This window comes from Streptomyces sp. NPDC043896 (genome assembly GCF_056435605.1).
In genome coordinates, this window is record NZ_JBWKEE010000012.1 from 151,493 (window position 1) to 166,031 (window position 14,539).

The window sequence follows — 14,539 nt, forward strand, 5'->3', positions numbered from 1 at the left end:
TCTGTCCGCAATGCCCACCCCTATTCGCCCGGAGGCTGACCTGCGATGTCGGAGCGCCCCCACCGCCGCCCCTCCTCGCCTTCACGGCGCTCGGGCTGGCTCCGGCCGCCCGGCCCCGCCGCCGCACCCCCGCCGGCACCCGAGGGCCCGACGCCCCCGGACCACGCGAGTGTGATCGACTCCGCGGTCTACCGCGACGGCCGCCGCGCGGCGACCCCCACCACCCTCGCGGACACCTTCCGGCTGCTGCGCGAGCAGCCCGACGGCATGGCCTGGATCGGCCTCCACCGCCCCACGGAGTCCGAACTCCACTCGCTGGCCGCCGAGTTCAACCTCCACCCCCTCTCGATCGAAGACGCCCTGGAGGCCCACCAGCGCCCCAAACTGGAGCGCTACGGCGACACCCTCTTCGTGGTCCTGCGCGCGGCCCGCTACATGGACGCCCTGGAGGAGGTCGACTTCGGCGAGCTCCACGTCTTCGTCGGCCCGGACTTCCTGATCACGGTCCGCCACGGCGCCGCCCCCGACCTCTCCGCCGTCCGCCGCCGCATGGAGGAAACCCCGGACCTGCTCTCCCTCGGCCCGGAGGCCGTGCTGTACGCGATCCTGGACGCGGTGGTGGACGGCTACGCCCCGGTCGTGACGGGCGTCCAGACGGACATGGACGAGATCGAGACGGAGGTCTTCCGCGGCGACCCCGAGGTCTCCCGCCGCATCTACGAACTCTCCCGCGAGATGGTGGAATTCCAGCGCGCGACCCGCCCGCTGGTCGGCATGCTCCACGGCTTGATGGCGGGCTTCGCCAAGTACGGCACGGACGAGGAACTCCAGCGCTACCTCCGCGACGTCGCGGACCACGTCACGCACACGAGCGAACGCGTGGACGGCTTCCGCCAGGCCCTGACCGAGATCCTGACGGTCAACGCCACCCTGGTCTCCCAACAACAGAACGCCGAGATGCGCGCGTTGGCGGAGGCGGGCTTCGAACAGAACGAGGAGATCAAGAAGATCTCCTCGTGGGCCGCCATCTTGTTTGCACCCACGTTGGTGGGAACGATCTACGGCATGAACTTCGAGACGATGCCGGAACTGCACTGGGTGGCGGGGTACCCGTTCGCGATCCTGCTGATGGCTGTGGTCTGCGTCAGCCTGTACGTCATCTTCAAGAAGCGCGACTGGCTGTAGCCGGCCAGGCCGACCAGGTCATCAACTTCCCATGAGCAAATGGACTGGGCAGCCCACTCGACACCCCGCCGGACCACTGGACGACACCATGACGGCGATGCCCGCAGCGACGACGACCGACAGGCCGCCCGCGCGGGGGTCATCGACGCGGCCCGCGAAGGGATCGCCCGCCTCCGGCCCTGACGTATCCTCCGAGCGGGCTGCGGTGCCTACCCATCGGTCGAAGGTGGGGTTAGCCCCACGTCGAAGGCGGTGGCTGTCCGGGTGCCCCCGAGATCGCCAGATTCATACGCTCGTCTACATGTTGAAGCGGACAGCACGAACAGCCATCGCCGGCGCTCTCACCGTGGCCGCCTTGGCCTTAGCCGTTCCGGCCAACGCTGGGGAGCGCAGTGACCCCGCACTGGTGCGGACGGACAAGGGCGCCGTACGCGGCACGGTCTCCGACACCGTGCGCGTCTTCCAGGGCATTCCCTACGCCGCCCCGCCCACTGGCGAGCGCCGCTGGGCATCCCCCGCGCCCGTCAAGAGATGGCGCGGCGCCCGGGACGCCACAAAGCCCGGCGCCGCCTGCCCCCAAACCGGTTCCGTCCCGCCGGTCGGGCCCGCATCCAGCGACGAGGACTGTCTCTTCGTCAACGTCACGACCCCGCGCACCGCCTCCTCCCCCAGGCTCCGGCCCGTGATGGTGTATCTGCACGGCGGCGACCACACGGACGGCACGGGCGCCATGTACGGCGCCGGGCGGCTCGCCGCCCGGGGCGATGTCGTCGTGGTCACGGTCAACTACCGGCTCTCCGCGCTCGGCCATCTCGCTCATCCCGACCTGGAGAAACGCGGTGAATCCGGCAACTACGGCTTCCTCGACCAGCAGGCGGCCCTGCGCTGGGTGCAGCGCAACGCCACCGCGTTCGGCGGCGACCCTGACAACGTCACGCTCTTCGGCGAGTCCGCGGGCGGCTACAGCACCTGCGCCCACATGGTCGCCCCGTCATCCGCCGGCCTCTTCGACCGCGTCATCCTGCAGAGCTCACCCTGCAGCGCCGACATGGGCCGGCGCGAACGCGAGGACGCCCTGGCCGCCGGGAAGGCCACGGCCGCCGCACTCCGGAAAGAGCACCCAGAGGACGATTGGCGTACGTCATCCCCTGACCGGCTGGTGAACGACTTCGGCACGGGTCCCGAGTACGGTCCGGTCTACGGCGGCACGCTGCTGCCCCGCACTCCCCGGGATGCCTTCGCAACCGGCCGGTTCAACAAGGTACCGGTGCTCCAGGGCATCAACCGCCACGAGGAACGCTTCAGGGCCTACGGATTCGAGCTGCAGAAGAAGGGGGAAACCAACAACCCGGCGGCACAGCTCGACGAGGCCGACTACCACCGCCACCTGAAGGACGCATTCAAGGAGCAGGCCCCCACCGTCGCCGCCCAGTACCCCATCAGCGCATACGGCAACTCACCGGCCCTCGCCCTCGCCGCCGCCCTGACCGACGGCAACTGGGCCCGTCACTCCATCGACACCGGCCGGGCTCTGGCCCGCCACGTACCCACCTACACCTACGAGTTCGCGGACAGCCAGGTTCCCTGGTACGCGGCTGAGAGTTACCCGAAGCCCGGGTTCGAGCTGGGGGCTTCGCACACGTTCGAGCTCCCCTACCTCTTCGAACTCGACGCCCACGAGCCCCTCACCCCGGCGCAGCAGGGCCTCTCCAACGAGATGATCCGCATCTGGACCCACTTCGCCCGAACGGGCCGAGCCGGCTGGAAGCCGACCACCCCGACGGCGACGAACGCGCAGTCTCTTGCCTCGGAGCCGGGCGGAATCCACCCCGTGGACTTCGCCAGGGAGCACCACTACGCGTTCTGGAAGTCCCTGCGCTGACCACGGCCCTCGGACGGCCGGTGCTCCAAGATCCCGGCCGCCGCCTGGAGCGTGATGGCGGCTGTCCCGGCGGCGGTTGCCGCACACAGGGCGATGAACACGTCAGGTGTCCAGGCCCACAGCGCCCTCGGGCCCACGAGCGCGAGGGCTGCCGTCAAGACGATCCAGGGCAGGGTGCCGGCCAGACACCACAGGACGGTGGGGGCGGTGCGGCGGTGCGCGGGCCGTCGACGGAGCAGGCGGAGCGAGCGGAAAGTCCCCAGGAGGAGAACGAGGACCAGGGCGGTGAGGCCCCAGACGGTGGCGTGGTAGGCCGCCGCGGAGGGGGCGTCGGCGGGACCGGCACCTCCGGCGAGGATGCGGGCGGCACCGAAGCCGACCTGCATGACGGCGCCGTCATGCAGGAGGCCGTGGAGGTTCTGCTGGAGGACGAGGGCGATGTTCTGGTCCGGCAGGAGGAAGAGCATCCCGGAGTAGCCGGGGGTGGCGCCGGTGTGCCAGATCGCGGTGTCGAGAGGTGCTTCGAGGCCCCCGACGCGCCACCCCAGCCCGTACCCGCTCTCAGCGCCGGACGGATCGATTCGTCCCGATTGCCGCATGAGGCGGACGGACTCGGGAGTCAGGACCGTCGTGCCGTTGCCGGCCTTCCCCGACCGGAGCTGGAGGGAGGCGAAGGCGGCGAGGTCGTTCAGGTCGCCGCCGGTGTAGCCGTAGGCGGCGCCGTCGTCGTCCACGCCGTCGGCGATCGCGGATGGTACGCCCCACAGGAGCTGGTGTCCGGGCGGAAGGTTCCGCTCACGAGCGGACGCCCTGTCGGTGATCGCCCCGCCCATCCCGGCCGGGCGCAGGACACTGTCTCGGAGATGGACGGCGAAGGGCCGGCCCGTTGCGGCCTCGACCACGGCAGCCAGCACGAGGTAGTTGGCACTGCTGTAGGCGTACGCGGTTCCGGGCAGTCCGAGAGGGCGGACGTCGTCCAGGTCGGCGACGCGCTCCGTCGCTCTCGGACAGTCGTCGTCGAGGCAGTCGGCGACCTCGAAGGTGGCTGACTCGGGGATGCCCGCGGTCTGCTGGAGCAGATGGCGGACCGTGACCCGGTCGGCGTGGCCGGTGCCGCCGAAGCGGAAGTCCGCCAGGTGGTCGACGACCCGGTCATCCAGGGAGAGTCGCTTGTCCTGCACGAGCGTCATCACGGCGCTCGCGGCGATCGGCTTGGCGACGGAGCCCCAGAGGAACGGCGTTGCATCGGTGACCCGTTGACCGTGGCCGTCAACGCCCCAGGTACGCGAATGGACGATCCCGTCGGGACCGACGACGGCATAGGCGAGCCCGGGCGTACGGGTGGCCTCCATGCGCTCACGCACATAGGCATCCACCGCAGCGAAGCGGTCGGACGGCGCGGCCGAATGCGGCGCTGCCGCAGCCTCACTTAAAGGAAGCAGAAGGAGCAGGAGGAGCAGGAGGGCGGTCGCCGCAGCGGCGGCGCGACTCAATGGGCAGGGCATCAGGGCGTCGTCCCTCTCAGGGCAGGGGCTTATAACCGTATGGAGATACGGTTATAAGCGTACGCTGGTACGGTTATCAAGTGCCGCGAACCGCCGATCACGAACAACGCCGCCGTCAGATCGCCGACGCCGTCAGTCAGTTGATTTCCGAGCAAGGGCTCGACGCCGTCACCGTCGCCCGCACGGCCGGCCGCGCAGGCATGTCCGTCGGCCTGGTGCAGCACTACTTCCGCACCAAGGACGAGATGCTCCTCCACGCCTTCCGCCAGGTCTCGGCCCGCATCCGCGCGCGGGCCGAGGAACGGATCAAGGAGGGCGTCGCGCACAGGCGGCCGATCGCCCGGGTCATGGCCGAGGTGATGACCGAGTACATCCCCCTGGACGAGGCCCGCCGCGCCGAGTACCGCGTGGCCCGCGCGTTCGCCGGACGGGCTGTCGACGCCCCCGCCCTCGCCGAGGTCGACGCCGAAACCGCCCGCGCGCTGCGCGAGGACATCGCCCGCGCCGTCCACAACGGCAAGGAGTGCGGCGAGGTCGACGAGCACGTGGACCCGCAGCCCGCCGCCGTCCGCCTCGCCGCCGTGATGGAAGGGCTCGCACTCCAGGTCTACCGCGAACCGGAGGGAGACGCGGGGATGCCCGTGGCCCGTTTCGTGGCCCCCCTGCTCGACGCCGAACTCGCCACCGTCTTCACCGGCGAGTGCCGCCAGTACACGAGGTAGCCGGCGCATCCCCCGCGGCCGGCGCTGTCCCGTGGACGGCCGCACGTCGGCATGGGCAGGCGGGGGCGGGGGAACCGGGTAACGTCTTTGTCATGTTCTTCCAGACACCGATGTACGAGTGAGTGCGTGACGGGCCCCCGCTGACGTTCCTCGACGTCGCCGCGCCCGTCCCCCGCCGATGAATCCGTAGAGCACTTCGCACCATCACCGGGAGAACCCGTGACCGACAGCAAGAACATCAACAACCCCGTGGGCCAGGGCGGCGGCCAGCGCAAGAAGCTGTCCCGCGCCGAGCGGCAGAACAACGGTCCGCACCGCAATCTCGACCGTCAGGGCGCCGCCGACCGGAAGGCGGAGCTGGTGCGCAAGATGCGCGAGAAGGCGCGCGCTGCCGAGGAGGCCGCGCAGACGGGCGACGACGACGCCGCACAGAGCTGACGCGCTTCCGCCGCGGGGCGGCACCGTAGGGGGCAGGGCCCGGACCGCGACACGTGGTCCGGGCCCTGCCCGCGTGGGCCCGCTCTATGCCGAGGCGGCGAGGTCCAGCACCACCGGGCCGCCCGCCCGGTCGACCCGGGTCGTCCAGCCCGGCGGCAGGCGCAGGGAGCGGGACGGGGGGACGTGGGCGGGGAAGCGGTGGTGCCACAGGAGGCGGCCGTCCTGGTGGGCCCGGATCAGGGGGGCGGTGAGGGGGCGGGCGGGGCGTAGGAGGAGGGGGCGGGTGGCGGGGGCGGGGAGGTGGTTCGGGGTGATCCACGCCAGTGGGGGGCGGGTGAGGAGCGGGGGGCCCGGGGTGGGCCAGGGGGTGCCCGCGAGGTGGGACAGGAGGGCGGGCGCGGCGGCGGTGCCCTCGGCGGTGGCGGTGGCGGCGGACTCGATGCCGTGGAGGGCGTTGCCGACGGCGAACACCCCCGGGGTGGCCGTGCGGAAGGCCGTGTCCACGCGGGGGCCGCGGGTGCCCGGGTCCAGGGGGACGGCGCCCCGGCGGGCCAGTTCGTGTTCGGGGATCCAGTCGCCGGTGAACACCACCGTGTCGCAGGCGATGAGCCCCGGCCGGCCGTCCTCGTGGCGGACGGAGACGCCGGAGAGGCGGCCCCGGCCGTGGAGGGCGGTCACCGAGGTCCGGGTGAGGAGGGGGACTCCGGGGAGGGCGGTGCCGCGCGGGAGTTCCGTGAGCACCCCCGCCACCTGCGTGCCCGCGCGGCGGAGGGTGCGTACGGCGTGGCGGGCCACCGGGCCGGCGCCCACCACCACGGCGCGGCGGCCGACGGCGTGGCCGTAGAGGTGGACCGACTGCTGGAGTTCCCCGGTGGTGAGCACGCCCGCCGGGCGGGATCCCGGCACCAGGCGGGCGCCGCGGGGGCGTTCGCGGGCGCCCGTGGCGAGGACGACGGCCCGGGCCGTGACGCGTTCCAGCCCGGCCGGGCTCGTGGTCTCCAGGGTCAGCGGGCCCGCCCAGCCGGTGGCGGTGACGCCGGTGCGGACGGCGGCTCCGGCGTCCAGTGCCGCCGCGACCGCTCGGCGTGCGTACGCCGGGCCGGACAGCCAGGGCCGTGGCGGTCTGCCGAAGCCGCCGTGGAGGCAGTGGCGCGGTACGCCGCCCGGCTGGTCGTCGCGTTCCAGGACCTCGACGCGGCCGGCGCCCGCACGCGCGACGCGGGCGGCGAGGGCGAGTCCGGCGGGGCCCGCCCCGACGACCAGTACGTCGACCGTGCGGTCCGAGCGGTCCGTGCGGTCCGTGCGGTTCACCGTCGGGGCTCCTTCGACTCGAACAGGGCGCGGACGGCGGCCCCGCAGTGGAAGCCCTGGCAGCGGCCGGCCCGGGCGCGGGTGCGGCGGCGCAGTCCGTCGAGCGAGGCGGGCGGGAGGGTCGAGGCGAGCGCGTCGCGGATCTCCCCGCGCGTCACGCGCTCGCAGTGGCAGACGATCCGGCCGTACTCGGGGTCCGCCGCGATCAGGTCCGCGTCGCGGTACGGGCGGGGGAAGGCCTCGCCCAGGTTCGGCATCCGGACCGGTTCGAGGTCCCGGGCGCCGGTCACGGGCAGGCCGCCGTCCGCGAGCAGCTCCACCACGTGGGCGGCGATCGCCATCGAGGCGCTCAGGCCGGTCGAGCGGATCCCGCCCACGGTGACGTACCGCTGCGCCGGGTGGGCGCGGATCGCGTAGTCCTCGCAGGCGGTGGCGGCCCGCAGCCCCGCGTACACGGCGGTGACCTCCTCGTCCAGGAGGGCGGGCAGGATCCGGCGGCCCTTGTCGCGCAGCAGGGCGAGGCCTTCGGCGGTGGACCCGGTGGCCGTCTTGTCGTCCAGGTCCTCGGCGGTCGGCCCGAGCATCACCTTCCCGTGGACGGTCGGGGTGACCAGGACCCCCTTGCCGAGCGCTCCCGGCACCGGCAGCAGGATGTGGCGTACGAGGCCCCGGGCGAGGTCGTCGAAGACGACCAGCTGGCCGCGCCGGGGGGTCACGGTGAAGTCCGCGTGGCCGAGCAGCCGGTCGATCTCGTCGGCGTACAGGCCGGCGGCGTTGACGAGGTGCCGGGTGCGCAGCGGCCCCCGGCCGGTGGCCAGCAGGTGCGGCTCGCCCGGGGTGACGGCCTCGACCCGGCAGCCGAGGTGGAGGTCGGCTCCCGCGCGGACCGCCTGCGTCGCGTACGCGAGCGTGGTGGTCCAGGGGCAGATGATCGACTCGCCCGGTACGTCCAGCGCTCCGAGCACTCCGGGGCCGAGTTCCGGTTCCCGGGACCGCACGTCCGCGGCCGGCAGGATCCGCGTCCCGTGGTGGCCGTTGCGCCGGGCCTTGTCGGCGAGGGCCGGCAGGGCGGCGCGCTGCTCCTCGTCCCAGGCCACGAGGAGGGCGCCGAGCGGTTCCACCGGGATTCCGCTCTCGGCGGCGTACGCGGCGAGCCGCCGGCTGCCGTCGCGGACGAGCCGGGACTCCAGGGAGCCGGGTACGGCGTCGAAGCCGGTGTGGAGGATGGCGGTGTTGGCCTTGGAGCTGCCGTCGCCGACGTCGTCGGCGGCGTCGAGCAGCGCGATCCGCAGCGGGAGACGGGCGAGTTCGCGGGCGATGGCCGCGCCCACCACGCCGGCGCCGATGACGGTGACGTCGTACTCCCGGCCGGCGGGGAGGGGGCCGCGGGTGGTGACGGTCATGCCGGGCCGTCGAGTGCGGGGGCCGCGGGTGCCGGGCCGTCGAGCGCCGGGCCCGCGGCCGCCTGCCCGTGGAGCAGGGCCGCGACCGCCGTGCGGAAGCGGGCTCGGCGCTCGGCGGCCTCGTCGGCGCCGGCCCTGGGCTCGTAGACGGCGGACGGCTTCCATTCGGGCACGGCTTCGCGGACGGTGAGGGAGGGGTCGAGCCCGAGCCGGGCCACGGCGCCGACGCCGAGGGCGGTGGCGTCCGGCAGCGCGGACACCTCGACGGGGATCCGCAGCAGATCGGCCTGGGCCTGCATGAGCAGGGCGGAGCGGGTCAGTCCGCCGTCGACGCGCAGGGTGGTGAGCGGGGCTCCCAGGTCGGCGGCGGCCGCGTCCGCGAGCTCGGCGACCTGGGCGGCGATGCCGTCGCAGAGGGCGCGCACGAGGTGCCCGGCGGTGGTGCCGAGACCGAGACCGGTGACGGAGCCCCGCACGTCGCCGCGCCACCACGGGGCGGCGAGCCCGGCGAGCGCGGGGACGAAGGTGACGCCGCCGGAGTCGGGGACGCCGCCGCCGACGGCGTCGATGTCCCCGGCGCCGGAGATGACGCCGAGGTCGGTGAGCCAGCGTACGGCGGAGGCGGCCGTATACACCTGGCCGTCGAGGCAGTAGCTGGTCCGTCCGGCGATCCGCCAGGCCACGCAGCCGACCAGTCCGGTGGAGCTGCGGCGGGGGTTCGGTCCGGTCTGGGCGAGCAGGAACGCGCCGGTGCCGTAGGTGCACTTGGCGGCGCCGGGTGCGGTGACGCTCTGGGCGAGCAGGGCCGCCTGCTGGTCGACGAGCAGCCCGGTCAGCGGCAGTTCGGGGCCGAAGGCGGTGGTGGTTCCGACGCGGGTGTCCGCGTCGACGACCCGCGGCAGGGGCTCGCCGTCGAGGCCGAAGGCGTCGAGCGCCGTCCGCGACCAGCCGACGGTGTCGAGGTCGAGCAGCTGGGTGCGGCCCGCGGTCGCCGCGTCGGTGACGAACGCGCCGGTGAGGCGGTGCACGAGCCACGCGTCGCTGGTGGTGACGACGCCCCTCCGGGTCAGGTGGCGGCGTATCCAGGCCATCTTGGGGGCGGCGAAGTAGGGGTCGAGCGGCAGGCCGGTCCGTTCGCGCAAGAGGTCGGCGTGCGGGGCGAGTTCGGCGCAGAGCCCTGCGGCGCGGCGGTCCTGCCAGACGATCGCGTCGGTCAGCGGCTCGCCGCTCGCGGGGTCCCACGCGAGCACGGTCTCGCCCTGGTTGGCGAGGCCCACCGCGACGGCCGGTTCACCGGCCTCCGCCAGTGCGGCGCGTCCGGCGTCGACGACGGATCGCAGCAGCTCGGCAGGGTCCACCTCCACCCGGCCGTCCGGCAGGTACCGGGGCCGTACGGGGGCGGAGGCCGAGCCGATGACCCCGCGTTCCGGACACAGGACGAGGGCCTTGGTCCCCGAGGTGCCTTGGTCCACAGCGAGCACCGGGCCCGTCATCGCGACTCCGTCCTCCGCGTTCAGGCTGGTCGGTCGACCGCCGGTCGGAAGCCTCCACCAGGCGGGGCGGCCCGTCAAGATCCTTCAGGACAGGGGGAGTTGAAACTGACGCAAGATCACCCACCACGCATGGCTTGATACGTGCGTTCGAGAAAGAATCACGGGGCGAACGGCCGTACGCACCTTATAGTGATCGCCGATCAACGGGCGGTAAGGGCGCCGCCCGGGGGTCGACGGCGGGGGTTCGCCGGCCGGCTGGCGCATGGTTCACGCATCCCCGGTGCCGCGCCGGCCGATCGCGGCGCGGCGGTCGGACGCCGGTCGGGCCCGACCCGTCCCTCCATGCGACCCGAGGACCGATGACCACGATGACCACGAGACGAGCCCGTTCCGGCCCCGTTCCGTCCGGGACGAGGTGATGGCCGCCGGCGATTTCCGGCCCGTCTACCACCCCGCCGGCCTCGACGACGACCTGCGTGCCGCTGTCCAGGACCTGCGCACCGGGCGCTGGCTGTCGATGGCGCGGCTGCTGGAGCGGACCGACGGCTGGGGTCTGTGGACCCAGCGCACCCAGGTACTCGCCGCGGTCGCCGCCGGCTCCGACGTGGTCCAGGCCTGGCGGGCCGAGCAGCCCACCAGCACCGCCGCGACGGTGATGCACACCCGGGTCGCCGTCGAGCGCGCCGTACGCGCCCACCGCGCGGGCCACCCCCGCACGCACGAGCTGTGGCGGGAGGCCTGGCACGCCTGCCGGAGCGCCGCCGGCATCAGCCCGGCCGACCCCGTGCCCTGGGTCTGCCTGCTCGCCCTCGCCCTCCTCGACGGCGAGCGCCGGTTCGACGAGCACCGGCTGCGCCCGCCCGGCCCGATGCTGCCTCCCGGACCCTGGGGCATCCTCGCCGAGGCCGACAAGCGGGACCCGTTCAACCGCGAGGCCTACCACCGGATGCTCCAGTTCGTGTACGCGGGCACCCCCGGGGTGCACGCCGAGGCCACCAACTTCGCCCGCTGGGCGGCCGGTACGGCGCCGTCCGGGTCCGCCGTGCACCTGCTGCCGCTCTACGTCCACGTCGAGCGCTACCGCAGCGAGGGCGGGCAGGAGCGGGCGCTCGACCTGCACTGGGTCACCGAGGGCGCCGTCCGTGACGCGGCCCACGCCCTGGGCACCTGGTTCCCGTACGCGGACCCGGCGTACGCCTCGCCGCTCGACCTGAACCATCTCGCGCACGCCCTGTGGGGTGCCCACCTGTTCGAGGGGGCCGCCCGGGTCTTCGACGCGATGGGCGGGTACTGGACCACCCTGCCGTGGGCCCGGCGGACCGCCGACCCGGCCGACGCGGCCCTGGCCGAGGAGGTGTTCCTGCGCGCCAGGTCCCGCAGCCTGGCCGACCGGAACTGACCGGCACCGCGCCCCGCCCAGCCCCTTCGGCTTCCCCCTTCCCCTCCCCCGTCTCCCTCCCCCGTTCCCGTCCCCGTGCTCGAAGCCCTTCGGAGGTACCCCCGTGTCGCGCACCACGCCGGCAGCCCGCCCGGACCGCAAGGCCCCGCCCCACCAGGACGAGGAGGAGCGGCTCAGAGAGCTCGGCTACCAGCCCGTCCTCGCCCGCCGGATGGGCGGCTTCGGCAACTTCGCCATCAGCTTCTCGGTCATATCCGTGCTGTCCGGCTGCATGACCCTGTACGGCTTCGGTCTCGGCACCGGCGGCCCCTCCGTGATGCTGTGGGGCTGGGCCGGCGTCGGCCTCTTCGTCCTCTGCGTGGGCATGGCCCTGGCCGAGGTGACCAGCGCCTACCCGACCTCCGGCGCGCTCTACTACATGGCCGACCGGCTCGGCGGCCGCCGCTGGGGCTGGTACACGGGCTGGCTGAACCTGCTCGGCCTCCTCGGTGCCATCGCCGGCATCGACTACGGAGCCGCGCTGTTCACCGGCGCCCTCCTCAACCTCCAGTTCGGCGTCGTGCCCACCCCCGGCCTGACGTTCGTGATCTTCCTGTGCATCCTGCTGCTGCACGCCGCGCTCAACCTCTTCGGCGTCCGCCTCGTCAGCGTGCTCAACTCCGTCAGCGTCTGGTGGCACCTGGGCGGCGTCGCCCTGATCGTCGGCGCCCTGGCGCTCGTCCCCGACCACCACCAGTCGCCGTCGTTCGTCTTCACCGAGTTCGTCAACGACACCGGCTGGGCCAACCCGTTCTACGTGGCGGCCGTGGGCCTCCTGCTCGCCCAGTACACCTTCTCCGGCTACGACGCCTCCGCGCACCTCTCCGAGGAGACCTCGAACGCCTCCGTCTCCGCGGCCAAGGGGATCGTGCGGGCCATCTGGGTCTCCTGGATCGCCGGGTTCGCCCTGCTGGCGGGGCTCACCTTCGCCATCAAGGACTACGCGGCCGTCCAGGGCACCGGCACCGGTGTCCCGCCGGCCCAGATCTTCCTCGACGCCCTGGGCACCGGCGGCGCCACCGCCCTGCTGCTCGTCGTCATCGTCGCGCAGCTCTTCTGCGGCAACGCCGAGGTCGCCGCCGCGAGCCGGATGGTCTTCGCCTTCAGCCGTGACAACGCGCTCCCCGGCTCCGCCGTGTGGCGCAGGGTCAGCAGCCGCACCCAGACCCCGGTCCCGGCGGTCTGGCTGTCCGTCGTCGTCGCCGGTGTCCTCGCGCTGCCCTCGCTGTACTCCGCCACCGCCTACGGCGCGGTGACCGCCATCAACGTCATCGGCATCACCCCGGCGTACGCCATCCCGATCTACCTGCGGCTGCGCGCGGGCGACCGCTTCCGGCCCGGGCCGTGGAGCCTGGGCCGCTGGAGCAAGCCGGTCGGCTGGATCGCCGTCGTGTGGGTGGCCGTGGTCACCGTGCTGTTCTGTCTGCCGCAGAAGTCCCCGGTCACGATCGACTCGATGAACTACGCGGTGATCGCCCTGGCGGTCGTCCTGGTCCTCGCCAGCGTGTGGTGGTACGCCGCCCGCCGCTCGTACGGCACCCCGGCCGCGTACGGCAACGCCCGCGAGCAGGCGGACATCGCGGAGGACATCGTCTGACGCCGCCGTACCGCCCATGCCGCCCCGCCCCGCCCCGGCTGCCCCGGGGCGGGGCGTCGGGGTTGCGGGCCTGCGGACCGTCAGCGGACCGGCGGACCAGCGGGCCTGCCGACCAGTGGGCCGGCAGAACGTCAGCGGACCATGCGGGCGATGGCGCGCGAGGCCTCCTCCACCTTGTCCCGGGCCCTGTCGCCGCCCTCGGCGACCGCGTCCGCGACGCAGGAGTGGAGGTGGTCCTCCAGCATGGTCAGCGCGAAGGACTGCAGGGCCTTGGTGGCGGCGCTGACCTGGGTGAGCACGTCGATGCAGTACGTCCCCTCCTCCACCATCCGCTGGAGGCCGCGCACCTGGCCTTCGATGCGGCGCAGCCGCTTGAGGACGTCGTCCTTGTGCGCGCTGTAGGCGGGGGCTGGGGCGGTGGCGGTGCCACCGGGATGTGCGGTCTGTGCGGTGTAAGCGGGCACGGCGATCGATCCCTTCCCGTTCGTACGTCCCTCTCGTCGTGAAACGTCGTCACCCCTCCGGGGTATGCCCTCAGTGGGAGTGCCCGTCCTGCTCCTCCGGTGCCGCCGAGGGGGGCGCGGCCGGGTCCGCCGGCTTCGCGGCGGCGCCGCCGCCCGCGTTGACCGTGAAGGCCGCCGTGCGCACCTTTCCCTCGTGCTGGAAGTCCAGGAAGAGCCGGTAGGTGCCGGGGCTCGGGGCGGTCGCGGTGAAGGAGACGTCCGGGCCGGGGCCGCCCTCGTTGGGGTGGACGTGCAGGTAGGCCAGGTCTCCGTCGCGCAGGGCGACGAGGTGGCCGTACGCCCCCAGGTAGGGCTCCAGGTTGGTGACGGGCCTGCCGTCCTTGCTGACCGTGAGCTTGAGCTCGCCCGCCTTGCCGGGGTCGAGGGTGCCGCCCAGGGCGACCTGGTAGCCGTCCGCCTCCGCCGTGTTCACGGCCGGCGGCATCGGGTTCGGCGCGTACGCCCCGGGGACCGAGAGGTCCGCGCCGAGGGTGACGTTCTTCGCGCCCGGGGCGGCGGGGGCGAAGTCCGCGAACGCCTTGTACGCGCCCGCCGCGGGCAGGTCCACCGGCGCCGACCAGGTGCCGTCCGCGTCCCGCACCGGGTGCAGGTGGCGGTAGACCGTGAGGTCGCGCGAGGCCACGATGAAGTGCAGCTCCTTGCCGTGCTCGGTCTTGTACGCGGTGACCTTGCGGCCCTCCGCGTCCTTGACCGAGAACTTCAGCTCGCCCTGGCCCGCCGCGATCCGCGGGGTGTCCAGGCTCAGGGTGTACCCGCCCTCGGAGACCTGGAGCCCGCCGGCCGCCGGGCCCTGGGCCGCCGCCCGGTCGTGGCCCCCGTGTCCCGCGGACGCCCCGGAGCCGTCCTGGGCCTGCGCCGCGTGGCCCCCGTGCGCCGGCTTGGCCGGCGCGCCCACGGGGCCCACGCCCACGCCCACCCCGTAGGCGGTCCCGAAGGTCGCCGCCAGCGCGGCGGCGAAAACGGTGATCTTCACTCCGGTGTTCATGGCTGATCTCCCCTACACGTACGTACCACTGCCGCGTCCAGCGGTTCCATGGACTT

12 protein-coding genes are annotated in these 14,539 nt (G+C 73.5%); 6 read left to right on the forward strand and 6 right to left on the reverse strand.

What is annotated here, in order from left to right; translation table 11 throughout:
• Positions 1 to 45: 45 nt before the first annotated feature.
• Both AC069X_RS19520 and AC069X_RS19525 read left to right on the forward strand, forming a co-directional pair.
• A complete protein-coding gene (locus AC069X_RS19520) occupies positions 46 to 1,185 on the forward strand; it encodes a magnesium and cobalt transport protein CorA (RefSeq protein WP_478729837.1) in 1,140 nt (379 codons plus the stop codon).
• A 355-nt stretch (positions 1,186 to 1,540) separates the two neighbouring features.
• Positions 1,541 to 3,067, forward strand: coding sequence for a carboxylesterase/lipase family protein (locus AC069X_RS19525; protein ID WP_478729838.1), 1,527 nt, complete (start codon positions 1,541 to 1,543; stop codon positions 3,065 to 3,067).
• On the opposite strand, the gene AC069X_RS19530 is transcribed toward AC069X_RS19525, so the two are convergent.
• Positions 3,040 to 4,431, reverse strand: coding sequence for a serine hydrolase domain-containing protein (locus AC069X_RS19530; RefSeq protein WP_478729839.1), 1,392 nt, complete (start codon positions 4,429 to 4,431; stop codon positions 3,040 to 3,042). The genes AC069X_RS19525 and AC069X_RS19530 overlap by 28 nt on opposite strands.
• Positions 4,432 to 4,652: 221 nt before the next feature.
• Here AC069X_RS19530 and AC069X_RS19535 point away from each other — a divergent pair, with 221 nt between their 5' ends.
• The gene (locus AC069X_RS19535; RefSeq protein ID WP_478729840.1) at positions 4,653 to 5,294 is read left to right on the forward strand and encodes a TetR/AcrR family transcriptional regulator; all 642 of its coding nucleotides are present in this window, start codon (positions 4,653 to 4,655) and stop codon (positions 5,292 to 5,294) included.
• Between the two features lie 219 nt (positions 5,295 to 5,513).
• Complete coding sequence (locus AC069X_RS19540; protein WP_478729841.1) at positions 5,514 to 5,732, forward strand: DUF6243 family protein; 219 nt, start codon at positions 5,514 to 5,516, stop codon at positions 5,730 to 5,732.
• A gap of 84 nt (positions 5,733 to 5,816) precedes the next feature.
• Here the strand turns inward: AC069X_RS19540 and AC069X_RS19545 are convergent, their stop codons facing one another.
• Genes AC069X_RS19545 through AC069X_RS19555 form a run of 3 tightly spaced genes read right to left on the reverse strand, consistent with a single transcriptional unit; the run spans position 5,817 to position 9,939 of the window.
• Complete coding sequence (locus AC069X_RS19545) at positions 5,817 to 7,043, reverse strand: NAD(P)/FAD-dependent oxidoreductase (protein WP_478729842.1); 1,227 nt, start codon at positions 7,041 to 7,043, stop codon at positions 5,817 to 5,819.
• Complete coding sequence (locus AC069X_RS19550) at positions 7,040 to 8,446, reverse strand: FAD-dependent oxidoreductase (protein WP_478729843.1); 1,407 nt, start codon at positions 8,444 to 8,446, stop codon at positions 7,040 to 7,042. The genes AC069X_RS19545 and AC069X_RS19550 overlap by 4 nt, the downstream gene beginning before the upstream one ends.
• Entirely contained in the window at positions 8,443 to 9,939 is a 1,497-nt protein-coding gene (locus AC069X_RS19555; RefSeq protein ID WP_478729844.1) for an FGGY family carbohydrate kinase, read from the reverse strand. The genes AC069X_RS19550 and AC069X_RS19555 overlap by 4 nt, the downstream gene beginning before the upstream one ends.
• A 418-nt stretch (positions 9,940 to 10,357) precedes the next feature.
• Between AC069X_RS19555 and AC069X_RS19560 the strand changes: the two genes are divergently transcribed.
• Positions 10,358 to 11,338 carry a hypothetical protein gene (locus AC069X_RS19560; RefSeq protein WP_478729845.1) on the forward strand — a complete coding sequence of 327 codons (981 nt, stop codon included), beginning with the start codon at positions 10,358 to 10,360 and terminating at the stop codon, positions 11,336 to 11,338.
• Positions 11,339 to 11,549: 211 nt separating this feature from the next.
• A complete protein-coding gene (locus AC069X_RS19565) occupies positions 11,550 to 12,974 on the forward strand; it encodes an amino acid permease (RefSeq protein WP_478729904.1) in 1,425 nt (474 codons plus the stop codon).
• A gap of 131 nt (positions 12,975 to 13,105) precedes the next feature.
• Here AC069X_RS19565 and AC069X_RS19570 read toward each other — a convergent pair whose 3' ends face one another.
• Both AC069X_RS19570 and AC069X_RS19575 read right to left on the reverse strand, forming a co-directional pair.
• The gene (locus AC069X_RS19570; RefSeq protein ID WP_478729846.1) at positions 13,106 to 13,438 is read right to left on the reverse strand and encodes a metal-sensitive transcriptional regulator; all 333 of its coding nucleotides are present in this window, start codon (positions 13,436 to 13,438) and stop codon (positions 13,106 to 13,108) included.
• Between the two features lie 70 nt (positions 13,439 to 13,508).
• Complete coding sequence (locus AC069X_RS19575; RefSeq protein WP_478729847.1) at positions 13,509 to 14,483, reverse strand: hypothetical protein; 975 nt, start codon at positions 14,481 to 14,483, stop codon at positions 13,509 to 13,511.
• Positions 14,484 to 14,539: the final 56 nt, after the last annotated feature.